Here is a 24,878-nt window from a genome sequence, read left to right on the forward strand (position 1 = left end):
AATTTTAAAATCAATGAGTTATAATTTTTAGATTAGCCTACAAAATTCTCTCGCACTTTCGTAAGTTCTGAAAATCTTATCCCCTACTCCCAATATTCTAAGTATCTTTTTATGTTCCTCCTTAGCTTTGCTCATAATCCTTATTTTCTCCCCCTCTATCTCAAAACCTCCTATCCCTATCTCATAAAATTTGTCCAAACACTTCTTCAGACTGTTTTCTTTGCTCTCCCTTAACCATCCTTTCTCCTTCAACTCATCCATTAGCCTGTTTAACACTGTCTGGGCTACCACACATAAAAATATATGCGTCCTTACTCTCCTGTCTTTATAATGATATATCGGTCTTATCTCTACAAAATCCTTTAACTGCTTGAATGCATCCTCCACTGTCTGTAATTCCTTATACTGCCTCTCTATCTCTTCATCTTCTTCCTTCATTAATGTCGTCTGCAAAATATACTTCCCACACATATCATATGCCTTCTTTATAGCTTCTTGCTTTGCTATTATCTGAAATCTGCCTTCTTTGTATCTGAAATCATAATAATTCTCAGCTCCACTTTTTGTCAGTTTCCTCTGCGCCCTCCTCAGTATTTTCTCCCTGTCTCTTAGCTTTCCTCTTTCTACCATCTGCCTTACTTTTTCCAATGCCTCCCTGCCCCTTTTAAGTATACTTTCCAATGTCTCCCTGTCATGGCTTTCTCTGTATTCAGACCCACATAGTACATATCTGCTCTTTACCCCTTCCTCTTCACTTATATAGATGGTCACTGGCAACTCCTTCTGAAATATATCTAACTGTATACCCCTCTGCTCTACCATTTTCTTTGCTTCCCTAAATCTCATCGCTAATATGTAGTTTATCCCCTCTCTCTCAAGATACTCTATATTCTGTAATGTCACCATCCCCCTGTCTCCTATAAATACTGCCTCCTTGATGTCGTATCTCTTCTTTAACTGACTTATTAGTCCCTTTACTGTCTCCTTATCTGATATGTTGCCTTCTATAACATCAAAATGCACTGGAAATTTATTCTCGTTCAAACATAAACACAACAATACTTGCTTTTTATCAGGCTTCCCATCCCTTGAGTATCCATATCTTGCGAGCCCCAGAGGTCCTTGACCCTCAAAGTATACTGAGGTAATATCATAAAGCAACAACTTTGTCCCTTGTGCTCCCGTCTTATAAAAATCATCTAACACATTATCCATCTTCTCATACAACTTGTCCATTGCCCTGTATATCTCATTTACATGCATATCCTCTTCCCTTAAATCAAACAGTTCCATAAAACCACTTCTTCGTATCCATCCCACTGATGCATACTTACTCCTTGGCTCTATTATCCTGTTAAGCACTACTGCCAAAAGCAAATCTCTTACCTTCTTTGGAAAATGCCTTAACCATCCCAGAAACCCTATCTTCATCATAAATCCTAACAGTAACAGTATATGCCCTACTGAAGTTGCATCCTCAAAAAACTTGTCTTTGTCCACTACAACCTTTTTCTCAGGTGACTTAAGCAGTTGCCTTATTTTGGAAATAAGAGGCTCACCTAAGTGAGTGATATTGGCAATTTTTTCATGCCTAACCTTTTTAGTTTTTTTGTCTCTGTAAGCTTTAGATATTTCGTAGGTTTTGTATTTTTTACCTTTTTTTGTTGACCAAGATTCTTTTACGAACATAGTTACCTCCTTTTTTATATTAGTATACAAAAATTAGACAAAAAAGTCAATATTTAAGGGAATAAATAAGCAAAAATAATAAAATTAGATTAGACTACAAAATTGAATGAAAAAAGATATAACTTATTGAATTATAAAGCTTTTGATATCTTTAAAGGCTGAAAATTGATGAAGTTGGGATAAATACATAAACCATCCATTTTTTGTCATTTTAATCTGACTACAATCTGCAAAAATAGTAATTAATACTCAAAATAGCCATAACTATTTGAAAAAAATAAACGATAGGGCTTCCAATGACTGAGTAGGATGTCATTGCAAAAAGATACAATGCTTTTGTTAATTATTCCTCTTCATTGAGAGGGTGCATTAGCACCAGAAGCAATCTCTACTTTGTTTTTCAATAAAGCCTTATTAGAGACTGCTTCGCCCCAGATTGCCACGCTATCGCTCGCAACAGGGGGCTCGCAGTGACGATTGTCTATCTCTATTTTTCGGTCAAACCATAACCATAGAGAGGATTTAAAAATAAATGTTATAATCAATTCATGTTTTATGCAGATTTGCATATCCACTCAAAATACTCAAGGGCAACGAGTAAAGATATGACCCTTGAAGTAATTGACCAGTGGGCTCAGATTAAGGGTATCAAAGTAATGGGTACAGGAGATTTTACCCATCCTGAATGGCTTAAGGAGATTGAAGAAAAACTTGAAGAGCATGAAAACGGAGTATTCACCTTAAAAAAACAATTTAAACTTGATGTGCCTCTCTCATGCAGAAAGGATATATTTTTTATTCTTACATCTGAAATAAGCTGTATTTATCAGAAAAATAGTAAGCTTAGAAAGATTCATCTGCTTATTATGACGCCTTCCCTAAAAGATGCTTTTAAGATAAATCACGCTCTATCAAAGATTGGAAGCTTGATATCCGATGGAAGACCTATTTTAGGAGCTGATGCTAAGGAAATAACTAAAATTATATTTGATGTTTCACCTTCATCAATGGTTATTCCTGCCCATGCATGGACACCTCATTTTTCAGTTTTTGGTTCCCAATCAGGGTTTGACAGCCTTGAGGAATGCTTTGAAGAGCTGACTCCTTACATATATGCGATTGAGACAGGTTTGAGCTCTGATCCACCTATGAATTGGAGGATAAGCAAGCTTGATAAAATTACACTTGTATCCAATTCAGATGCCCACTCGCCAATGAAAATTGGACGGGAAGCAAATTTATTTGATACAGAAATAAGCTACAATGCAATAACAGAGGCTATCAAGACCAGAAAAGGCTTTTTGGGAACTGTGGAATTTTTTCCAGAAGAGGGAAAATATCACTACGATGGACATAGAAATTGCAAAGTTAGATTGTCACCAAAAGAAACGATAAAGAGAAATTATCTTTGCCCTGTGTGTGGTAAAAAAGTAACTGTTGGCGTTATGCATAGAGTAGAGCTTTTAAGTGACAGAGATGAGGGTTTTGTGCCTCAAACAGCGCTTCCTTATCATTCAATTGTCCCTCTTCTTGAAATTATAGCTGAGATAAATAAAACAACTGCTCAAAGCAAACAGGCATTTAATAAGTATATGAGCATTATTGATAAAATTGGAGACGAATATAGCGTGCTTATGCATGCAGATATTAATGAAATTGAAAAAATCAATCCCCTGTTAAGCGAGGCAATAGAAAAAGTAAGGAATGGTAAAGTTATTTTGGAAGCAGGATATGATGGTGAGTACGGAAAAATAAAGATATTTGGTGAACCTGAAGATATGGAAGTAAAAGGACAAACGATACTTTTTTAGATGAGTTTGAATAGAAATCAAAAAATAGTAGCGGAGACACAAGATAAATATCTTTGCGTTATTGCAGGTCCCGGCACTGGAAAAACCCATACAATTACAGCAAGAGTATTAAATCTTCTTGAAAAATCTGTAAATCCTGAAAGCATCGCAGCCCTTACTTTTACCCAGAAGGCTGCAATTGAAATGAGAGAGCGCATTATAAAAAAAATCAATTCAGAGAAATTTCCATTTATTGGTACTTTTCATCTACTTTGTATCAGACTTCTTAGAGAATTTTTACCAGAGGAATTAAGAAATTTTAAACTATGCACAAGACAGAGACAAATTGAGCTTTTAAAAGAGCTGAAAGCTAAAAAAATAGAGAAAATCTTAGAAAAAATCTCACGATTTAAAAATGTTTCTGAACCTCTTGATGAGGAAACTCTATCAATATATCAATCCTATGAAAGAAAAAAGAAAGAGCTCAACCTATTGGATTTTGATGATTTATTAATAAAAACTTACGAAATGTTAAAATCGGGCTCTATTCCGCCTCTGTTTGAACATGTAATTGTTGATGAGTTTCAGGATATAAACAAGATTCAATACGAGATTGTTAAGCTTATTCTTAAAAAAGAAGGCTATCTCGCTGTTTTTGGAGACCCAGATCAAGCAATATATTCTTTTAGAGGTTCAGAGGTGAAACTTTTTTTGAATTTACCCAAAGATTTCCCCTCCCTTTCTTTGATTAATCTTTCAATAAACTATCGTTCTCAGGCAAATATCGTTTATGCATCAAACAAGTTTATCACTGCAAACACAAAAAGATTCTCTAAAAAGCTTGAACCAATCAAAAGTTCAGCTTCAAAGATAAAGATAATTGAAACAACTGATGAATATGATGAGGCAAAAACAATTATTAAGGAAATTAAGTCAAGGCTTGGAGCAACTGATTTTACAGAGCTTTATGATAAACAGGAAGACAAAGAATATACATTCTCAAGTTTTGCAGTGCTTGCAAGGACAAACAGGGAGTTGGATTTAATAAAAGAATCCCTTATGAAAGCTGGCATACCAATAAAAACTATTAAAAATGAACATACATGGATTGATGAATTCCTTGATAAAATCAGAAAACTTTTTAAAGATAAAGAGGCTATTAAAAAGCTGTTAACCATGAATAGTCTGCCTCAGTTTCTTTCTTCAACTAATCTTTTAGATATGCTTAGCTCTAATGAGAGAAATCTTATTGAAAAAATTGCAAAATTCTATGGAAAAGGTAATCTTTTGGAACAATTTCAATGCTTTATTGATGAGTTAAGCGGAATAACAGCGCAGGATTTGTTTCCTGAAAGTATTAATGCTGTGAGCCTGCTTACTCTTCATGGCTCAAAGGGGCTTGAGTTTCCTGTTGTTTTCATTATAGGCTTTGAAGAAGGTTTAATACCTTGCACACTTTTTTCAGATTCAGACATTGAAGAGGAAAGAAGATTATTTTATGTGGGAATGACTCGTGCTATGGATGAGCTCATAATAACCCATGCCAAAAAGAGAAACATACGAGGGCAACCCAGAGAGATGAAAGTATCAAGTTTTCTCAAAGAGTTGCCCTCTGAATATCTTTTATTAAAGAAAGCCAGCGCAAAAAGGAATCCTAAGCAAAAAGGGCTTTTTTAAGCCTCTATCTTTGTTCCCAATAAATCTAAAAATTTTCTTATCCACTCAGGATGAGCTGGCCATGCAGGAGCTGTTACTATATTTCCATCAACACATGCATTTGAATAAGTTGCATTTACATCGCACCACTGAGCACCTGCAAGAAGTATTTCTGCCTTTACAGCAGGATAGGCTGTCAGCTTTCTGCCCTTAATAACATTTGCTGCTGTCAAAAGCTGAATTCCATGGCAAATTGCTGCAACGGGCTTACCAGACTCTACAAAATACTTAACGATTTCTAAAACCTTATCATTTAGCCTAAGATACTCGGGAGCTCTTCCACCTGGAATAACTAACCCGTCATAACTTTCAGGCTTAATTTTCTCAAAATCTGCGTTTATCATGAAGTTGTGTCCCCTTTTCTCTGAATATGTCTGGTCACCTTCAAAATCGTGAACTGCGGTTTTTACTGTTTCTCCGGCTTTCTTTCCGGGGCAAACTGCATGCACAGTATGTCCAACCATTTTAAGCATCTGAAATGGCACCATTGCTTCATAATCTTCAACATAATCACCGACAAGCATTAAAATTTTCTTTGCCATAGCACACCTCCTATTTTTATTGATATTTAATTCTATGTTAACATTTAAAATGGCAATGAAAAAAGACCTGAAGCTCATAATCTCTGAATTGCAGGACTTCTACCTACTTTGCTTCAATTCAATTGCAAAGCTTTTTAAAAGACCCATTTATTTTGATGATATAATTGAGCAGATGGAGTATGCTGGAGCATCATCTGTTTTTATTGTCAGTCTCGTTTGTCTTTTTGTTGGAATGGCGTTGAGTCTTCAACTAAGTGCCGAGCTTAGTGGATTGGGACTTAAAATGTATACAGGTAAAATTGTTGGTATTGCAGTGATAAGAGAGATAGGACCACTTGTGACAGCCCTTGTTTTTATTGGAAGAGTTGGCGCGGGGCAGACAGCTGAAATAGGCTCTATGATACTTGGACATCAGATTGATACTTTGAGAGTTTATGGAATAGACCCCATTAAAAAAGTTGTAATTCCCAGAGTCATCGCATCTTTGATAATGCTTCCTTGTCTTACAATAATAGGTGACCTTGTGTGTCTTTTTGGCGGATACTATATAGCTGTTTTTGTAAGCAATCAAAGCGGGTCATTTTACTGGGCAAGCATAATAAAAGAACTAACCTTTGAGAATGTATTCTCTGGCACGATAAAGCCCTTTATTTTCGGCTATCTTATATCCTGTATTAGCTGTTTTTACGGACTTACAACTCGCGGTGGAGCAAAGGGTTTAAGGCTTTCAACTACAAAGGCAGTGGTAACATCCATTGTTATAGTTATAGCTACAGATTTTATTCTTACCAGAATACTGCTATACGTTCTTGGATACAGCTTATAAGATGCAAACTTTGATATAATAAAACATGGAAATGAAAAAGGGATGCATATTTGCATGTACTGATAAAAGCTTTAATGATTGCATCAAATACAAAGTTTTTGGAACAAACAAACTTTATTCAGAAAAGGTTTTCAAAGTCAAAAAAGGCAATGTTTTATTTCTAATAAATATTGACACTGATATACTTTATGGTCCTTTTTTTGCTGAATCAGACGGCGGTAAAAATCTTGCCCCTCAACTTTGGGATGGTAAATATCCCTATCAGGTATTAGTTTCACAAAACGGTGAGATAAAATCTGTAGAAAAAATTTCTGCAATTCTTAAAAAATTAAGGATTGCATGGAAGGAAAAAACGATAAACGAAAAAGTCGTTGATGTTTTGATTAAAATACTTAACGGTGAAAAAGTTGAACTTGAAAAAGTATCTATTTCTGCAGATGAAGAAGATGACAAACCAAAGCTTGAGTCTACAACATTATGGGATTATCCTAAACAAAGTTATGGAAAAACACCAAAAGGCAATAACAAGTATCCAGGCGTAACACCTGCTTTCATAATTTATAATCTCATAAAGAGATACACTGAACCGGGTGACATAGTTTTAGATCCAATGGCTGGTAGTGGCACTACAATTGATGTTTGCAAAGAAGAAGGAAGAAGATTTATAGCCTTTGACATATCTCCAACAAGACCCGACATAATTCAATGTGATGCAAGGTCTTTACCTGTTAAAGATGAAGTTATAGACATGATTTTTATTGATTCTCCGTATGGCGATAACATTCACTATAATGACCATCCATTAAATATAGGAAAAATATCAGCAGAAAAAGAACAGTTTTATGATGAACTTGAAAAGGTTATGGCTGAATGCTATAGAGTGCTTAAACCCGGCAAAATCATTGCATGGTTGATAGGAGATCAATGGGTAAAGAAAAAGTTTACACCTGTTGGATTCAAAGTTTTTGAAAGATTATGCAAATATTTTGAGCCTGTTGATATTATTGCTGTGGCAAGACGAAATCAAACTTCAAATACAGGAATTTGGCATAACAGAGCCTTGAAATTTAATTTCTATTTAAGAGGCTTTAAGTATCTTCATATCATGAGAAAACCTGAGTCCAATAAAAATTCATCCAACAAATCTCACAGAAAAATCAATTGGACTATGTATGAAAGAAAATAGAAGGCTAAAATTTGATGATGTAGTAAAACTCTATAATGCATTCAAAGAAAGATTTGGAACAAAGTCTTATAACCATATATCAAAATTCCTTGAAGAATTGAAAGTTGAACATAAAAAAATATGGGAACAACACCCAACCACAAAAAAAGACCATGAACAATCTTGGCGAGCTTTTAAGGGAAAAAACTTTGAAAAACTAATAAAACTTATAATTAAAGACCAAGTAAGTAATCTCGGGCTAAAAATAATTGAAGGGAATAAATTAGAAAGACAAAGAAGTGAAAAATTAGGACAAGAACTTAATACGATTAAAAGAAATCTTCTTATCCATTACGGAGAATTTGGTTCTCATCTTCCGGATGTAGATTTAATAATCTATAATCCGAAAGACTTAAGAGTTTTATCTGTTATCTCAAGTAAAATCACTCTAAGAGAGAGAATCGCGCAGACAGGATATTGGAAATTAAAGCTTGCATCTGATTGTATTACTAAACATATTAAAGTTTTCTTTATCACTCCAGATGAAGATAAGACTTTATTTAAAAAATTTCCAACAAAAAAAGGACGCGCTATTGTAGAAGTTGATACGGATGGTTGTTATGTGATGACTGAGGAAAAGATAGAAGAAAGTGAAAAGTCAAAAAATTTGAAAGATTTTTTAATGACCTGCGAGTCTTAAGTTCTAAAAAATGATAATCTTTGATAATGTTTGGTTTGGATACAGAAACAGAGAAGTTTTAAAGGGGGTCAGCTTTCAAGCAGACTTCAATGAAAGGATCGCTGTTTTAGGGGAAAGCGGTGGTGGAAAAACAACAATTCTTAAGCTAATTCTTGGACTTATAAAGCCTGATAGAGGCAGAATTTTAATTGATGGAACAGATATTACAAGGCTTAGTGAGGCAGAGTTAATACCATTCAGAAAAAAATTTAGCATTGTGTTTCAGGAAGGAGCATTATTTGATTCTCTTCCAGTTAAGGAAAATGTAGCCTTCTTCATGAGGGAGATTCTCAAACTTCCCGATGATGAGATTTATAAAAAAGTATCAGAATTACTAAATAAGGTTGGAGTTTATGGAGCTGAGGAACTCATGCCGGAGGAATTAAGCGGTGGAATGCACAGAAGAGTGGCAATTGCAAGAGCTTTAGCAATTGGAAAAACTAAAATGTTTCTCTACGATGAACCTACCGCAGGACTTGACCCAATTAACTCTCAAAGAATCATAGCCCTTATTGATGAGCTTGCAAATAATGAAAACATAGGCTTTATGATAATAACCCATGTTGTCTATGTTGCATGGCAACTATGCGAAAGATTCATATTTCTTAAGGACGGACAACTCATTTTTGATGGCCCCAAAGAAGTCCTTATAAAAACAAACATAGAATCTGTAAGAGAATTCATAAAAGAGCTATTTTTCAAGATCGTATAATTCAGAGCTAATGAGTGATTTTTTATAAAACCTTTGTTAATTTTTTATTGCGACTTAAGTGAGGTCTGCAATCTGCCGCTCCGTCATTTCAAGCCAAGGGCATCACAATCAACTACTCTGTAATTGGAGGCATCCTCTATCCTTCTTATTGCGATACCTCGCTCAATTGGTCATTGCGAAGGATCGCCACGCCTTCGGCTCGCGACAGGCTCCTACCTTTCCGTAATTGCGAGGGACTTCCTTTTCTGTCATTGCGAGGAGCGTAAGCGACGAAGCAATCTCGTCTCTCTTTTTGCATTGATGAGATTGCCACGCCTTACCTTCGGTGAGGCTCGCAATGACGCCCTATTTCGTCACTGCGAGCCCCCTGTTGCGAGCGATAGCGGGGCAATCAGCAGCATCGTCACTGCGAGCCTCCGAAGGAGGCGAAGCAGTCTCTAAATTGGTGGATAGTGAATGGTAAATGGTGAATGGTGAACAACTCTTCGTCATCGCGAGGGTACCCCTCTCCGTCATTGCGACTCCGAGCGAAGCGAGGAGGAAGCAATCTCGTTTTTCTATTCCAAATAACAAAAAATAGAGATCACTTCGGCTTGCTGACGCAAGCCTCTTGATGACAGAAAAGGGGAGTCATTGCGAGGTCGCCGCGCCTTCAGCTCGCGACTGTCTTCCTCCTTTCCGTCATTGCGAGCAAAGCGAAGCAAAGCAATCTCTAATTGGTGATTAGTGGATAGTGATTAGTGAATAGTGAATTTTGGATTTTGGATGTTAGATTGTTTGTCGTTAGAGAATATTTCCTATCACAGCGAACTCTTTCTTGTAATTGGGAAAAACTTTAGTTTTGAAGCAATCTCGTTTTTCTTATTGCAATAAGGAAAGAGATTGCTTCGCAGTCCTTCGGACTGCTCGCAAGGACATGATGGAGGCATCAACGAATGGGATTTCTTCGGCATCCTGAGGGATGCCGAAGAAATGACAAACATAGCAGTTTCCGTTAGGCTCAATTACAGCCTAAGTAAAAAGCAGGCTCTCGTTGAACGCGATATACTTTAATCAACACAAACTTCACAATTTTTATAAAATTCCTCAGTTTGAGAATTTAATTTGTTAAAATCAACATGTTTCATCTTCATCTGAACATATTTTCTGTCTTTGAATTCTTCCCTCTTTCCATTGTTCCAATTGCTTACAGGTCTTAGATACCCAACAACTCTTGAGTAAACTTCTGTTTTTGCCTCACATTTTGGACAGGTAAAATGTTCTCCTTCCACATATCCACACTCAGGGCAGATGCTGAATGTAGGAGTAATGCTTATGTAGGGCAGTTGGTATTTGGAAAAGACAGCTTTTATGAAGTTTTTAAGCTTTATTGCATCTGGCATTTCTCCAAAAAACAGATGCTGAACTGTTCCACCAGTGTACTTACATTGAAGCTCGTCCTGATTGTCCAGAATATAATGAATTGATTCAGTAAATCCAACAGGTAACCAGCTTGAATTTGTATAATATGGATTTTCTTTGCCCTGAGTTAAAATGTCAGGATATTTTGACTTATCAATCTTTGCCAGCCTGTAACTGGTGCCTTCAGCCGGTGTCGCTTCCAAATTATAAAGATTACCTGTCTCTTTTTGATACTCAATAAGTCTTTCCCGAATGAAGTCAAGCACTTTAATGGCAAATTTTCTTCCATCTTCATGCCATATTCCATCTGAGCTAAGCCACTTTGCGTTTGCTATTGCCTCATTCATTCCAATCACGCCAATTGTTGAAAAATGATTGCTCCAGTATTTGCCAGTTCTCTCTTTTACTTGAGTCAAATAATATCGGGAAAAAGGATAAAGACCGCCTTCTGTGAATCTTTCAAGCACTTTTCTTTTTATCTCAAGGGATGTTTTTGCAATATCCATAAGCATGCTAAGTCTCTCAAAAAATTCTTCCTCTGACTGACTTAAGTATCCAAGTCTTGGAAGATTAAGTGTAACTACTCCCGTCGAACCAGTTAGCGGGTTTGCACCAAAAAGACCACCGCCACGCTTTTTCAGCTCAGTTGTCTCAAGTCTTAACCTACAACACATTGAACGGGCATCCTCAGGGCTCATATCTGAATTTACAAAATTTGCAAAGTAAGGTATTCCATACTTTGCTGTAGCTTCCATGATTAGGTCAACAACAGGAGTTTCCCAGTCAAAGTCTTTTGTGATGTTTATGGTTGGAATTGGAAAGGTAAAAACTCTTCCCTTTGCATCGCCCTCAATAAATACTTCAAAAAGAGCGCGGTTAAACATATCCATTTCCTTCTGAAACTCTCCGTAAGTGGAATTCTGAGGTTTGCCGCCTATGATTACTGCTTGGTCTTTTAGATGATTAGGCACGCGAAGGTCTAAAGTAATGTTGGTAAAAGGTGTCTGAAAACCTACTCTTGTTGGCACATTTAGATTGAATACAAACTCTTGAAGACACTGCTTTACCTGTTTGTAGTTCAATCCATCATATGCAATGAATGGTGCTAAAAGAGTGTCTATGTTTGAGAAAGCCTGTGCACCTGCTGCTTCCCCCTGAAGTGTATAAAGAAAGTTTACCACCTGACCAAGAGCTGAACGAAAGTGCTTTGCTGGGCGAGACCAGACTTTACCTTCAACACCTCCAAAACCACGAATGAGTAAATCAAGTAAGTCCCAGCCCACACAGTATGGTCCAAGAATATTTAAGTCGTGAATATGAAAATCTCCATTTATGTGAGCATCTCTTACTTCAGGTGGATAAATTTTGTTCAACCAGTAAGTTTTGCTAATTTCTGATGAGATATAGTTGTTCAACCCTTGCAGAGAGTAACTCATATTGCTGTTTTCATTTACTCGCCAATCAACCTTGCTCAAGTAGCTGTCAACGATGTCTATTCCGCTTTGACGAGCAATTTCTCTCATACGCGCATGTTGTTCACGGTAAATAATGTAAGCCTTTGCAGTTTTTCTGTATGGACTGTCAAGTAGTATTTCTTCTACTATGTCTTGAATTTCCTCAACATGCGGGTCTCTGTCTCTAATTAATTCCTCAGCAAGAAGCAGGACTTTGATGGTAAGCCTACGGGCAGTGTTGTAATCAAACTCACTCGTTGCTTTTCCTGCCTTTGCAATGGCTACAGTAATTTTTTCAGGATCAAAAGGAACGACTCTTCCATCCCTTTTGATGATGTTCTTAAACATAATTAAGCCTCCTTTTTTCTGAAAATCTTTGCAGTCTCTACCATGTTTTTAAGTGAGGGGATTACTTCTTCCCAATTTCTTGTTTTTAGTCCACAGTCTGGATTGATCCAGAAGAGGTTTTTATCAATAAATTTTATTGCCCTATTCACAATTTCAAGCATTTCTTCTTGAGATGGAATTCTTGGTGAGTGAATATCGTAAACACCAAGCCCTATCCCATGATCATAATTGAATTTTTCAAAGGCTTTAAGGATGTCACCTTTACTTCTTGATGCCTCAATAGATATTACATCTGCATCAAGAGCATAAATCTTTTCAATTATTTCGTTGAACTCTGAATAGCACATATGGGTATGTATTTGGGTTGTAGGCATTACTGAGGAGGATGTTATTTTGAAGCTTTTTATTGCCCAGTCAAAATAATCTTCGTGGTCCTTCTTTTTTAAAGGAAGTCCTTCTCTGAATGCCGGTTCATCAATCTGAATTATCTTTATCCCCGAACTTTCAAGGTCAAGAACCTCCTCACGAAGAGCAAGGGCTATCTGATAGGCTATTTCCTTTTTAGGGATATCTTTTCTGTAAAATGACCATTGCAGGATTGTTACCGCACCAGTGAGAATTCCTTTTACCGGTTTATTGGTAAGTGATTTAGCATATAGAGTCTCTTTAAGTGTCAGTGGATTTGGTCTTGAAATATCTGCATAAATAATAGGAGGTTTTACGCACCTTGAACCATATGATTGAACCCATCCATTTTTAGTGCATATAAAACCATCAAGCCTCTCAGCAAAAAATTCTACCATATCTGTTCTTTCAAATTCACCGTGTACTAATACATCCAATCCAACTTCTTCTTGAATCTGAATTGCCTTTTTTATTTCATTGAAAATAAATCTTTGATATTCATCAGCTGATATATCCCCCTTTTTATACTTTGCCCTGATTGCTCTTAATTCATTTGTCTGTGGAAAACTTCCTATGGTTGTCGTAGGAAAAAGAGGAAGTTTTAGTGATTCTCTCTGAAGTTTATAGCGAACTTTAAATTCTGGATTTCGGTCAAAAGTAGAATTTTCCATGTATTCAACAGTCTTATTATTTGATGGCACTGGGAAATCTTCAAAGCCCTCTGGAGTTTTACCTGTTTTTAAAAATTCCTTAATTGCTGTAAGTTCCTCTAATCTTTCTTCAGCAAAACAAAGTCTTTTTAAAACCTCCTCAGGAATATGTCCTTGTTCAGGTTTAAGAGAAACTGGTAGATGGAAAAGCGGGCATGAATTTGATAGAATGAGCCTGTTGTCTGTAAAGGATGCGAGCTTTTCAATCAGACGCAAAGCTTCTTTCATATTGGTTCGCCATGGATCTCTTCCAGAAACAATACCTGCAATTAGAGTTTTATCCTTTGGAAAACCGTATTTAACTATAAAATCCGCATTTTCTTTTCCATCCACGAAATCAAGCCCTATGCCATCAACAGGTAAAGAATAAACTATTTGCTCAAATTTTGATAAAGACTCATAGTAAGTTTGAACAAACAGCTTAGAGTTCCCTTTGATACTTGCAATTTTCTTATATCCAGCAGACAGTTCATCTATTTCCCAATCCTCAAGGTCTAAAACAAAGGCAGGTTCATCAATCTGAATATACTTTACTCCTGCTTTACACAACTCTGCGATAAGCTGACAATAAGAATTGATAAGGCTTGGGAATAATTTTTCAAATAAATCTCTGTTAATCTTACTTAACTTAAGATATGTAAAAGGTCCTAAAATAACAGGTTTTGTCTCTATATTGAGCTTTTCTTTTATGAGAGTATATTCATCAAGAGTTTTATTTTCAGTTAAAGAAAAGGAAGCTTTTTCATCAAGCTCAGGGACAATGTAATGATAATTAGTATTGAACCATTTTGTCATCTCACATGCTTGAGCATCCTGAGTTCCTCTTGCCATTGCGAATTTCAAATCTATTAAGGATTTGATTTTTCTGAATCTTTCAGGAATAGCGTTAAACATTACAGATACATCAAGCACAAAATCATAAAGCGAAAATTCATTTGATGGGACGATATCAATACCACTGTCAAATGCCTTTTTTGCCATCTTAAGGGTTAGAGTTTGAGCTTGATTGATTAATTCTTGTTCTGATATTTTTCCGCTCCAGTAAGCCTCCAATGCTTTTTTAAGCTCTCGGTTTGAACCAATTTTTGGAAAGCCAAAGACAGTATTGTACATGTTCATATAATCCTCCCTCGAGGAAGTTATGGAAGCCAAAGGCTTCCAGCTTGGATAGGTCTTCCGGCTTAGGGCTAAAGCAGTACCCCAAAAAATCCTTGATTTTTTTGGGGACCCACAACCTACTCGCCCGCCTTCCCAGAGCTGAAGCTCCAGTGGCTCAAGTAGTGAACAATGATTTTCTCACCAACCATCTGCCACCAATCACCATTCACTGCTTTTATGGGCTTTCGTTCCCAACACGGCTGCGGGGCAGCGAGGGATTCTCACCCTTCTTCCCTTACATCCAGCAATTTTGAGCTTAAAAAACTTCAAATTAACCTGTCAAGTTAAATTTCTAACTTTCTGATTTTTAAATGTTATAATTAAAATAAAAGTTGAGAGGTAAGAAGCTATGGCAGAGATAGGTAAAATTCAAAGATTGGGAATAGATGAATTTAAGGGAAAGAGAAGACTTTTTTGCATTCCTAATCTTTTTATACCAGACGACGAGGATGAAGCCTTAAAAAATTTAGTTGAGAAATATTGGATAGAGGCACTTGAACAGATTGAGAAGCTTGAAAAATTGGGTTTCGTTACAAAAATTTTTATTGAAACAATATTTATTGAAGGACAGGATGCTGTTGATGTAATAAGAGAGACAAATCCGTATCTTTATCCCTTGATTGAGAAGAAAGTCTCAGACGGAGCAATAGTAAAGGGAATAGAAGACCCAGAAATATTTGGTGAATTTATTGATTGGGCAAACTGTCTTAGAATTGTTAAGACAACTTCAGTGTTGCAAAAAGTGTTTGATTTTTTTGAGCAAATAAGCAAAAAGAGGATAGAGACGATAAAAAATATAATCCTAAATAATCTCAATGAAGGAGAGTCAGGGATACTGATTTTACGAGATGATGAAAGAATAAAGCTTGATATACCGAACGATATTGACGTGTTTTTGATTGTTCCTCCAACATATGATGACATAATGAGATACCTGCGTGATAAATTACTTTATCAATAACCCTAAAATGGCGATAAGGACAATAAAAAATAAGAAAGCTCCTTTGCGAATAATAGTAAAAAAATTCACCCAATTGGTGAAAGATTATACACAAAGGAGCATATCAATACGATAAAGCAAAAGCTTCTAATTTTCAAGCCCAAAAGAACAGAATGAGAAACTAACATCCTATGCATGAGCTACTCTTTTTACTGAGTTTATGTTATCCTTTGGGGTTCAAAGGCTTATTCAGCAGTTGATGTCTCCAGCAGGCTCAAACAGAGGATATGATGCACGGCATTATATTTATCCAATTGTGATTATGTTGATTGCAGGTGGTAGACATATAGATGATTTAAGAGAAATTGCTGAGGACAAAAGTATTAAGTGAGAGCATAGGCATAGAGAGAGTCCCATCAAGCTCTGCAATAGCATTTAATAGTTAACAAAGATAAAAAGGGATTGGACGATAGAGTGATAAAGAAGGCTGATATATTCTAAAAAAGCAGGTTTGTTACGAAAGGGAAGAAATCGGAGGAGATAGAGGATAATTTTCATAAAAAATTGACTTAAATAGGGTCAAACTTCTTTTGATAATTGTCTATCTCTATGTTTGGGATAACACATGTGTTAGCCGATTACTTGTGATTTTCCAAAAAATTTGATAAACTAATTTTAAAATCTCTCTTGGAGGCAGGTTATGCATTTTGATCCGACGATATTTTTCTGGATTTTCTTGGTGATTATAGCTTTACAGCCAATTATCAGGCAAAAAATGCTTGAAAGTGCAAGAATGAAGCTTATTGCTGAGATAGAAAAAAATCGTGGAAGCAGGGTCATTCTTCTTGTTCACAGGCAGGAGACAATGAGTTTTTTAGGCTTTCCAATAATGAGATATATTGATATAAATGATTCTGAAGAGGTACTTAGGGCTATCCATCTTACTGACGACAACATGCCAATTGACCTTGTTGTCCATACGCCCGGTGGACTTGCAATTGCTACAACTCAAATAGCAAGGGCTCTTTCAAAGCATAAAGGAAAAGTTACAGTTTTTGTACCGCACTATGCAATGTCTGGCGGCACTTTAATTGCCCTTTCTGCTGATGAAATAGTAATGTGTGAACATGCGGTTCTTGGTCCGCTTGACCCTCAGCTTGGACAGTTTCCTGCTGTATCAGTTTTAAATGTAGTTCATAAAAAACCAATAAGTGAGATTGATGACTCAACTCTTATACTCGCTGATCAGGCTGAGAAGGCAATAAGGCAGATGAAAGAGACAATTATAGAAATTGTATCCCGCAATTTATCCGAAGACAAAGCAAAGGAAATTGCTGAGCATCTTGTATCTGGGCATTGGACTCATGATTATCCAATCAGCGCTGAAAAGGCAAAAGAGCTTGGACTCCCGGTTTCTACTGACATACCAAAGGAAATACTGCTACTAATGAATCTTTATCCTCAGCCTGTAAGACAATCAGTTGAATATATACCTGTGAGAAAAAGCAAAGTATAGAAGAAGTCTTAGAAAGCTATTCTGGCAAGAATTCTAAAATATGTTTTCTGTATCGTAAGGGAACAAAGTTTCTTTGGAGCCTGTAGTTTTTCCTTTCTTTAACCGCAATTTCATTGAAGAAGCTTTTCCACAATTTGTTAATCTCCCTTTCTTTTTGCCCTATTTGAATTTTTATTTCTCCGACTTTTTTCAAATATATATCTGAACAGCTCCTAAATGCAGCAAGCTTTCTTTGGGTATCATAAATTATAAAATTTTCTCTCATTCTTTTTTTGAAGTATTCTGCAAGAAAAATAATGATGTTGTTCTGGGGAGCAATTTTTGCAAAAAGAAGATTTTCATCAATTTCATAAAATCTCGTAAAACCTTTGTATTTATGAAGTTCTCTGAAAAACCTTCCTTTTATCTCATTTACTTTTCTGACCCATTCATTGGATATGTTGTTGTATTTTTTCTCTCTGATTATGTATTTAGCATAATTCAATGCTAAATTTTCAAAGCCCTCTGACTCTGAAAGATACAAAACTACTATATCTGAGTAAAGCTTTTCATCAAAAATTTTGTTTTCAATGTTCTCTTCATGAACTTCTATGTTTTCATCAAATAAAGAGGGTTCTTTTGAAATTGTTGAATTCTCTTGTAAAACTGCCTTTTCAATTGCTAATAGGAAGCTTTCAAGGCTACCGTTATAGATAAAATTCATAGTTCTCCAGTGTTTGCAGAGTGTGCAGTTACATTAAGCACCTCTGCATCTTCAAAAAGACTGCCCTGCTTGTATTCAACAAGAAGTTCCTTGACCTTTTCATGATTTCCTCTTATTTTTCCAAAATACTTTCCGTTGAATTTTAGAAAGTGAACAGCTTTTTTCATTGATATCCTCAGCTTTTTCATATCATCAAAGGATAGCCTTGAGTATTTTCGTGCCATGATTATTTTTTTTGCTCCTCTAATGCCTATTCCGGGAACACGAATTAACTCTTCATAAGACGCACTGTTTATCTCTATTGGGAACATATCCAGATTTCTCAAAGCCCAATGAGTTTTTGGATCAAACTCCAAAGGGAGATTTTGTTCTTTATCTATTATGTCCTCAAGCTTAAATTTATAAATCCTTAGTAACCAATCAGCTTGATAAAGCCTGTGTTCCCTAACAAGAGGAGGGGCACTAACAGGAGGAAGACATTCATCATCATTTACTTTAACAAAGGCTGAATAATAAACCCTTTTTAACATAATTTCTGAATAAAGCTTTGAGGTAAGTTCAAGAATTTTATAATCAGTATCAGGAGTTGCTCCGACAATAAGCTGGGTAGACTGTCCGCCATGCGGTTTTTTTTCAAATTTTTCAAAGAGTTTTTCCTTAGCGTGGGTCATTGTTTTGAGAATTTTCTCCATTCTTTTGTCAGGACAAATCTGTGGAAATCTTGATGCCTCAGGAAGTTCAATATTTACACTTACTCTGTCTGCATAGAGAAGAATTTCTTCTATGAGGCGTGAGTCTGCATCTGGCATAATTTTAGCATGAATATAACCTCTGAATCCATATTCTTTTCTTAATTTTTTTATTGTTCTTAGCATAAGTTCCATTGTATGGTCTGGATTTCTCAATACAGCTGAACTGAGGAAAAGCCCTTCAATGTAGTTTCTTTTATAAAACTCAGTTGTAAGATAAGCGATTTCATTGGGTGTGAATGCTGTTCTTTTTACATTGTTTGATTTTCTATTGATACAGTATTTACAGTCATACTCGCACATGTTAGTTAACAGAATTTTAAGAAGTGAAACGCATCGTCCATCTGAAGAGAAGGAATGACAGATTCCAGGCAACCTTACCCTGCTACTTCCAAAGAGGGAGGACTTTGATGTTGCACAGCTAACATCGTATTTGGCTGAATTTGAAAGTATTTCTAATTTTTCAAGAAGCTCCATTTGTATTATTATACAATGCAAATAAATCTTTTTTCGTTTATCTTTTCCAAAAGGCAGGAGTCAAGAGGATAAGCACAGTGTAATATTCAAGTCTTCCTGCAAGCATGCAGAAAATGAGTATCCATTTACCAAAAACAGGGATTGAAGAGTAATTGCTTGCTGGACCAGCTTCTCCAAATGCAGGGCCAACATTGTTCATGGCAGAGACAACAGTAGATAAGGAGGTTATCAAATCCAGACCTGTTGCTGCCATTCCTATACTTGCAATAGCACATAAAAATAAAGCAAGGAATACAAAACCCCAGATGCTTCCGAGAGTTTCTTTTGTGAGAAATTTGTCATCCAGCTTTAACGCCAATACAGCTCTTGGATGAATAAGCTGATGGAACTCCCTAAAAATCTGCTTAATCATAAGATAAATTCTTACTTGCTTTATTCCTCCAGCAGTAGAGCCTATCATGCCGCCAAAAAACATTATAATCAGCAAAATTATTTGAGAAAAGTAATTCCATTTTAAATAGTCTGCAGTTGCAAAGCCAGTTGTAGTCATAATTGAAATAACTTGAAAAACAGCATACCTTAAAGAGTCTAATGCAGATTGGTATGTATTAAGTCTTAAGTCAATGGTCACCAAAAAAATAACAAACAAAATAATCGCAAAGTAGAACCTGAATTCCGCGCTTTTAAAAAATACCTTATAATTTCCTCGCATTAAATAAAAATAAAGCGTGAAATTTACTCCGCCAAGAAACATTCCAAAGCTTGATATATAGTCAAGAAAGGGATTATTAAAATACGCTATGCTTGCATTTTTCGTTGAAAAACCACCTGTTGAAATTGTTGTAAAAGCATGACATACAGCATCATATAAGTTCATACCAGCAATTAAATATAAAAAAATTATCAATCCAGTGAGTCCCACATAAATCAACCATAAAGCCTTTGCTGTATCAATAATTCTTGGTCTAAGCTTTTCAACGCTTATCTCTGGCACCTCTGCTTTAAATAACTGCATCCCGCCTGTTCCAATTATTGGAAGCACTGCAAGAGCAAAGACTATAATACCCATTCCACCTATCCATTGAGTCATACTTCTCCAAAAAAGAAGCCCAGCAGGAAGGCTTTCTACATCGGCAAATATACTTGCTCCAGTTGTAGTAAAACCAGACATGGCTTCAAAAAATGCATCTGTAAAAGAAGCGGTGGCTCCTGTAAATATAAATGGCAAACTACCAAAAAATGTGACAGATAACCATGAAAGAGTGACTATCATGAAGGCTTCCCTGTACATTATTTCCTCGTGCCTGTATTGTCTTGTCAGAGAAAGCATTATTGTTCCTGAAGAAAGAGTAAGCAACATTGAAAGTAGCAAAGCCATAAAATCTGCTGATTTATTTATCAGAGCAACTCCTATGGGTGCAACCATAAAAATTGAGAGAATAATCAGGATTATTCCAACTATATTTAAAACTGTTTTGAAATTCATGTGAGGAGTTTTTCCACTTCCTTTATAGAATCTTTAAGAGCAAAAATAATCAGTTTGTCATTTTCCTTGATAGAGTGCTCTCCAGAAGGAATGATAATTTTATCATCCCGAATAATAGCACCGAGTATTGTATTTTTTGGGAAAAAGCCTTCTTTTAAAGTTCTTCCGACAATCTGCGAGTTTTTTTGTATCCTCACTTCCATGATTTCTGCTTTGTCGCCAGCAATAGCGGTAAGAGATAAAATATCACCTCTTCTAATATATCTCAATATTATACTTGCTGTGATTAATCTTGGACTTAAAACTGACTGAACTCCAAGATTATGAGCAAGGGGAATGTAGTCGGTTCTATTTACAATGGATATGGCTTTTTTAACGCCAAGCTTCTTGGCAAGAAGGGATGCCATAATATTTAGCTCATCAATGTTTGATGAGGCAATATAGACATCCATATTGCTTATGTTTTCCTCAAGCAAAAGCTGTTTATCAACTCCGTCTCCATGAAGAATCAGTGACTTGCCAAGATGCTTGCTTAAGAATTTGCATCTTTCTGAATCCTTCTCTATTATTTTTACATCTGCCTTATGTTCTAATTTGCTCGCTATATAATATCCTATTCTTCCACCTCCCAAAATCATTACTTTTTTTAGGGGTGCCCACTGAACTCCAAATATCTGAGCAAATTCCTGCTTCTGTTCTTTAGGAACAGGCACATATATAATATCTCCTTCTTGTAGATAATCCTCTCCTGTTGGGATTATTATATTTTCATCCCTTTCAATGACGCCAATTATGAAATCCTTCTTTACAAGGGTTCTTATTGCTTTAAGCTTTTTTCCGTTAACAGGGCTTTCTTTTGGAATTTTAAAACCTATAACTAAAAATTTGCCTTCTTCAAAACCTATTACTTCACTGGCAAATGGGTTTTCTATTGTCCGAACAACAGCTTCTGCTGCCTCAAGCTCTGGATTTATTGCGGGTTCTATGTCAAGATTTGCTTTGCCGAGAAGTTCTTTGTTAAAAAAGTAATCTGGATTGCGAATTCTTGCGATTTTTCTTTTTATATTAAACATAGCCTTACCAAGAAGACAGGCTATCATGTTGGTTTCATCACTGTTAGTTGCTGCAATCAATAGGTCAGCTTTGTCTGCTCCAGCTTCTTTAAATGCTGAAGGGTCACTACCTTCTGCTTCAATTGTAGCAACATCAAGCTCTTCTGCAATTATTTCTAACTTTTTTCTATCCCTATCAATAATAACAACATCAATTCCTTCGTAGCTGAGGAATTTCGCTACATGATACCCAACTTCTCCTGCTCCAATAATTATAACTCGCATAGCAAATCCTTCATTGTAATGGATAAAATTATATCATTAAAAAATCAAAATGAGCAATAAGACCCAAAAATAGCGATAGAAATCCAATAATTGGTATAACCATTTGAAAATTTATGTTTTTTTGCTGTCATTGTGAGCATCCGAAGGATGCGAAGCAATCTCTACTTTGTTTTTCAATAAAGCCTTATTAGAGACTGCTTTGCCTCATTCGGAGGCTCGCAGTGACGATGTTGCGGATTGCCACGCTATCGCTCGCAACAGGGGGCTCGCAGTGACGAGTGTCTTCTCTATTTTTCGGTAAGAATAGAAATTAAACTCTCTGAGGAGAAAATTGGAAGGAAAAATATGGCTCTTCTTTTAATTCATAAGCACCTGATTCTATCAGATGCCTCAAAAAATTAACATGCGAAGTATGTCCGCCCCTTTCAAAAATAAAATGTCCTTGTAAGGAGTATCCGATTAAGGATAAATCTCCAATAGCATCAAGAATTTTATGCCTGACAAATTCATCCCTAAATCTTAAGCTTCCAGCAACCAATCCCTTATCATCAAGCACAACCGCGTTTTCAAGGGAACCACCACGAGCAAAGCCATTTTTTAGCAGATACTGAATATCTTTTAAAAAGCCAAAAGTCCTTGCAGGAGCTATGTCTTTGACAAAGTTTTTTTCATTGATATCCATTGAAAGGGTCTGCTCCATGATTAAAGGATGCTGGTAAAAAATTTTGTATGTTATTTTAAATCCGTTGTAAGGCTTTGCAATAATCTTTGAATGCGATTCTTCATAAACTACTGGCTTATTTATTCTAAAAATTGGTACAGTTTTTCCCTGCTTTGCTATCCCTGCTTCAGAGATTGCATTTACAAAACCTAACGCACTTCCATCAAGAACAGGGATTTCACTGCCATCAATTTCTACAATCAAATTTGTTATTCCAAAAATATGCAGGGTAGCGAGAAAATGCTCTACGGTTCTTATTTTTATTCCGTCAATGCCAATTGTAGTTGCAAAGGAAGTATCAATGACAAAAGGAAGCTTGGCTCTTACATAAACGCCTCTGTCCTTTCTGTAAAAAACTATTCCTGTATCTCTCTGGGCAGGTATAAGCCTTATATTAATTTTTCTTCCAGTGTGAATTCCTACACCAGAAAGATAAACCTCTGATTTTATGGTCTTTTGAAATGGCATCAGAATTAAATAAACAATTTTTATGCCAAAAAAGATAAAATATGAAGATTCTTGTTTATCAGTAACTTCTCAAACAGAAAAGCAAAATTTGACATCTAAAATGTGGCAAAATTACCACACCATTGTTTTCAATCTACCATCTATCATCCAACATCACTAATTCGCTTCTCCTCCTACTACAATCTCTGGGATTCTTATTGTAGGCATTCCGTCTGTGACTGGCACTCCTTGAGAATTTTTGCCACATGTTCCAACAGAAAAGCCCAAGTCATTTCCAACCATATCTATACTTTTTAAAATCTCCTGCCCTGTTCCAATAAGAAGTGCTCCTCTTACAGGCTCTCCAATCTGTCCTTTTTCAATCAGATAACCTTCTTGAACTTCAAAAACAAACTCACCTGTAACTGTATTTACCTGTCCACCGCCCATTTTTTTTACAAAAAATCCTTTTTCAACTGAACGAATGATATCCTCTGGAGAATGCTTTCCATGTGCAATAAAAGTGTTGCTCATTCTTGGAATTGGATAATGCTCATATGACTGTCTTCTTCCATTTCCTGTTGATTTTTTCCCTTCTTTCATTGCTGTTGCTTTGTCATAAAGATAATTCACTAAAACTCCATCCTGAACAAGTACTGTTTTTTGAGAAGGAGTTCCTTCATCATCAAACAAATATGAACCTCTCATATTTGGAAGGGTTGGATCATCAACAACAGTAATTAATGGTGAAGCAACAGATTGACCAATTTTCCCTGCATAAACAGAAAGTCCTTCCTGAACAAGGTCTGCCTCAAGCCCATGTCCTATTGCCTCATGTATCATTGTTCCACCTGCCTCTGAGGATATTACAACGGGCATTCTTCCACCCTTTATTCTTTTTGCCTTAAGCATCATTAAAGCCCTTTTTCCAGCTTGCTCCGCAAGTTCTTCAGGCTGCGTTTCTTCAAAAATTTCTATTCCCTTGAGTCCGCCTATAACCTCATATCCTGTCTGAATTACTCCATCTTCAAAAGCTACAACATGAACAAGAAAAATTGTATAAATTCTTTCTTCCTCAGTGTAATATCCTTCTGAAGTGGCAATTTTTACTTTTTGAATTGAATCTCCATAAAGCACTTTAACCTGTCTTATATCTTTTCCTAATCCCCAAGCATAATCATTTGCTCTTTTTACAAATTTGAGCTTATCTGTAAGAGTAAAAGACTGCGGATAGTTTTTTATCGTGAAAGAAAATTTTGGCTCAATTCTCTTAAGGTCTATTAAATTTTTTTGCTCTGCCTTTAGCTGTTCAATTACCCTTTCTATACCATCCTTTGTCAAATCATTTGTGTAAGCATAAAAGACTTTTTCATCCTTGATAACTCTTACACCAATGCCCTTATCAAAAGTTGAAGAACATTTCTGCACTTTGTTCTCTTCCATATTTAGCTGATTTGTAATTTTTTCTTCATAAAATACATCTGCATAATCACCCTGTATTTTGGTTAAGATATCAGCAAATTCCATATTTCCTCCATTTTTCTAACTTATTTTAATTGTATAAAAACCTTTATTAACCAGTCATTGCAAGTAGTACAAAGTACTCCTTGACAATCTGATAAAGACGAGATTGCTTCGGGCACTTCGTGCCCTCGCAATGACGAAGAGGAGAACGCGTCGCAATTACGGAGAGGGGAATGCATCGCAATGAAGAAACGGGGAATGCGTCGCAATGAAAAAGAGAGGGAATGTGTTGCGATGAAGAAGTAGGGGTTATTGCGAGCATAGAGAAGCAATCTCTTATTTTTTTCTTCGTATGATATAACGGAGAGATTGCAAAGCTTGCT

The 24,878-nt window shown here is 36.1% G+C and carries 19 protein-coding genes and 1 riboswitch; of the genes, 9 read left to right on the forward strand and 10 right to left on the reverse strand.

Annotation, left to right across the window (positions count from 1 at the left end; translation table 11 throughout):
- Window positions 1–27 precede the first annotated feature (27 nt).
- Window positions 28–1,689 (reverse strand): IS1634 family transposase, encoded by a 1,662-nt coding sequence (locus ACYQ3P_RS05090; protein ID WP_460176858.1) that lies wholly within the window; start codon window positions 1,687–1,689, stop codon window positions 28–30.
- Window positions 1,690–2,237: 548 nt separating this feature from the next.
- Between ACYQ3P_RS05090 and ACYQ3P_RS05095 the strand changes: the two genes are divergently transcribed.
- Window positions 2,238–3,500, forward strand: a complete 1,263-nt coding sequence (locus ACYQ3P_RS05095; RefSeq protein ID WP_460176859.1) for an endonuclease Q family protein — start codon at window positions 2,238–2,240, stop codon at window positions 3,498–3,500.
- Window positions 3,501–5,156 carry an ATP-dependent helicase gene (locus ACYQ3P_RS05100; protein ID WP_460176860.1) on the forward strand — a complete coding sequence of 552 codons (1,656 nt, stop codon included), beginning with the start codon at window positions 3,501–3,503 and terminating at the stop codon, window positions 5,154–5,156.
- On the opposite strand, the gene ACYQ3P_RS05105 is transcribed toward ACYQ3P_RS05100, so the two are convergent.
- Entirely contained in the window at window positions 5,153–5,737 is a 585-nt protein-coding gene (locus ACYQ3P_RS05105; RefSeq protein WP_460176861.1) for a DJ-1/PfpI family protein, read from the reverse strand. The genes ACYQ3P_RS05100 and ACYQ3P_RS05105 overlap by 4 nt on opposite strands.
- A gap of 34 nt (window positions 5,738–5,771) precedes the next feature.
- Between ACYQ3P_RS05105 and ACYQ3P_RS05110 the strand changes: the two genes are divergently transcribed.
- Genes ACYQ3P_RS05110 through ACYQ3P_RS05125 form a run of 4 tightly spaced genes read left to right on the forward strand, consistent with a single transcriptional unit; the run spans window position 5,772 to window position 9,179 of the window.
- On the forward strand, window positions 5,772–6,563 hold the full coding sequence (locus ACYQ3P_RS05110) for an MlaE family ABC transporter permease (RefSeq protein ID WP_460176862.1): 792 nt from the start codon (window positions 5,772–5,774) through the stop codon (window positions 6,561–6,563).
- A gap of 25 nt (window positions 6,564–6,588) precedes the next feature.
- Window positions 6,589–7,749, forward strand: a complete 1,161-nt coding sequence (locus ACYQ3P_RS05115) for a DNA methyltransferase (protein WP_460176863.1) — start codon at window positions 6,589–6,591, stop codon at window positions 7,747–7,749.
- Entirely contained in the window at window positions 7,736–8,428 is a 693-nt protein-coding gene (locus tag ACYQ3P_RS05120; RefSeq protein WP_460176864.1) for a BsaWI family type II restriction enzyme, read from the forward strand. Before ACYQ3P_RS05115 ends, ACYQ3P_RS05120 begins: the two co-directional genes overlap by 14 nt.
- 10 nt (window positions 8,429–8,438) lie before the next feature.
- Window positions 8,439–9,179, forward strand: coding sequence for an ABC transporter ATP-binding protein (locus ACYQ3P_RS05125; RefSeq protein WP_460176865.1), 741 nt, complete (start codon window positions 8,439–8,441; stop codon window positions 9,177–9,179).
- 1,049 nt (window positions 9,180–10,228) lie between these two features.
- Here ACYQ3P_RS05125 and ACYQ3P_RS05130 read toward each other — a convergent pair.
- Window positions 10,229–12,382: a ribonucleoside triphosphate reductase gene (locus ACYQ3P_RS05130; RefSeq protein ID WP_460176866.1), complete on the reverse strand. Its 2,154-nt coding sequence runs from the start codon at window positions 12,380–12,382 to the stop codon at window positions 10,229–10,231.
- A gap of 2 nt (window positions 12,383–12,384) precedes the next feature.
- A complete protein-coding gene (gene metE, locus ACYQ3P_RS05135; RefSeq protein WP_460176867.1) occupies window positions 12,385–14,616 on the reverse strand; it encodes a 5-methyltetrahydropteroyltriglutamate--homocysteine S-methyltransferase in 2,232 nt (743 codons plus the stop codon).
- A gap of 32 nt (window positions 14,617–14,648) precedes the next feature.
- Window positions 14,649–14,938, reverse strand: a riboswitch (cobalamin riboswitch).
- 66 nt (window positions 14,939–15,004) lie between these two features.
- Between metE and ACYQ3P_RS05140 the strand changes: the two genes are divergently transcribed.
- The 3 genes from ACYQ3P_RS05140 to ACYQ3P_RS05150 all read left to right on the forward strand — a co-directional run bounded on the left by ACYQ3P_RS05140 (window position 15,005) and on the right by ACYQ3P_RS05150 (window position 17,111).
- The gene (locus ACYQ3P_RS05140; RefSeq protein WP_460176868.1) at window positions 15,005–15,616 is read left to right on the forward strand and encodes a hypothetical protein; all 612 of its coding nucleotides are present in this window, start codon (window positions 15,005–15,007) and stop codon (window positions 15,614–15,616) included.
- A 199-nt stretch (window positions 15,617–15,815) separates the two neighbouring features.
- Window positions 15,816–15,986: a hypothetical protein gene (locus ACYQ3P_RS05145; RefSeq protein WP_460176869.1), complete on the forward strand. Its 171-nt coding sequence runs from the start codon at window positions 15,816–15,818 to the stop codon at window positions 15,984–15,986.
- Between the two features lie 309 nt (window positions 15,987–16,295).
- Window positions 16,296–17,111, forward strand: coding sequence for an SDH family Clp fold serine proteinase (locus tag ACYQ3P_RS05150; RefSeq protein WP_460176870.1), 816 nt, complete (start codon window positions 16,296–16,298; stop codon window positions 17,109–17,111).
- Between the two features lie 16 nt (window positions 17,112–17,127).
- Here ACYQ3P_RS05150 and ACYQ3P_RS05155 read toward each other — a convergent pair whose 3' ends face one another.
- The 6 genes from ACYQ3P_RS05155 to ACYQ3P_RS05180 form a co-directional block, all read right to left on the reverse strand.
- Window positions 17,128–17,814, reverse strand: coding sequence for a TIGR03915 family putative DNA repair protein (locus ACYQ3P_RS05155; protein WP_460176871.1), 687 nt, complete (start codon window positions 17,812–17,814; stop codon window positions 17,128–17,130).
- On the reverse strand, window positions 17,811–19,040 hold the full coding sequence (locus ACYQ3P_RS05160; protein ID WP_460176872.1) for a putative DNA modification/repair radical SAM protein: 1,230 nt from the start codon (window positions 19,038–19,040) through the stop codon (window positions 17,811–17,813). Before ACYQ3P_RS05160 ends, ACYQ3P_RS05155 begins: the two co-directional genes overlap by 4 nt.
- A 37-nt stretch (window positions 19,041–19,077) precedes the next feature.
- Window positions 19,078–20,526: a TrkH family potassium uptake protein gene (locus ACYQ3P_RS05165; RefSeq protein ID WP_460176873.1), complete on the reverse strand. Its 1,449-nt coding sequence runs from the start codon at window positions 20,524–20,526 to the stop codon at window positions 19,078–19,080.
- Entirely contained in the window at window positions 20,523–21,863 is a 1,341-nt protein-coding gene (gene trkA / locus ACYQ3P_RS05170) for a Trk system potassium transporter TrkA (RefSeq protein WP_460176874.1), read from the reverse strand. Before trkA ends, ACYQ3P_RS05165 begins: the two co-directional genes overlap by 4 nt.
- A gap of 310 nt (window positions 21,864–22,173) precedes the next feature.
- On the reverse strand, window positions 22,174–23,052 hold the full coding sequence (lpxC, locus tag ACYQ3P_RS05175) for a UDP-3-O-acyl-N-acetylglucosamine deacetylase (protein WP_460176875.1): 879 nt from the start codon (window positions 23,050–23,052) through the stop codon (window positions 22,174–22,176).
- A 156-nt stretch (window positions 23,053–23,208) separates the two neighbouring features.
- The gene (locus tag ACYQ3P_RS05180) at window positions 23,209–24,558 is read right to left on the reverse strand and encodes a TldD/PmbA family protein (RefSeq protein WP_460176876.1); all 1,350 of its coding nucleotides are present in this window, start codon (window positions 24,556–24,558) and stop codon (window positions 23,209–23,211) included.
- Window positions 24,559–24,878 lie beyond the last annotated feature (320 nt).

The organism is Thermodesulfovibrio hydrogeniphilus, from assembly GCF_054657355.1.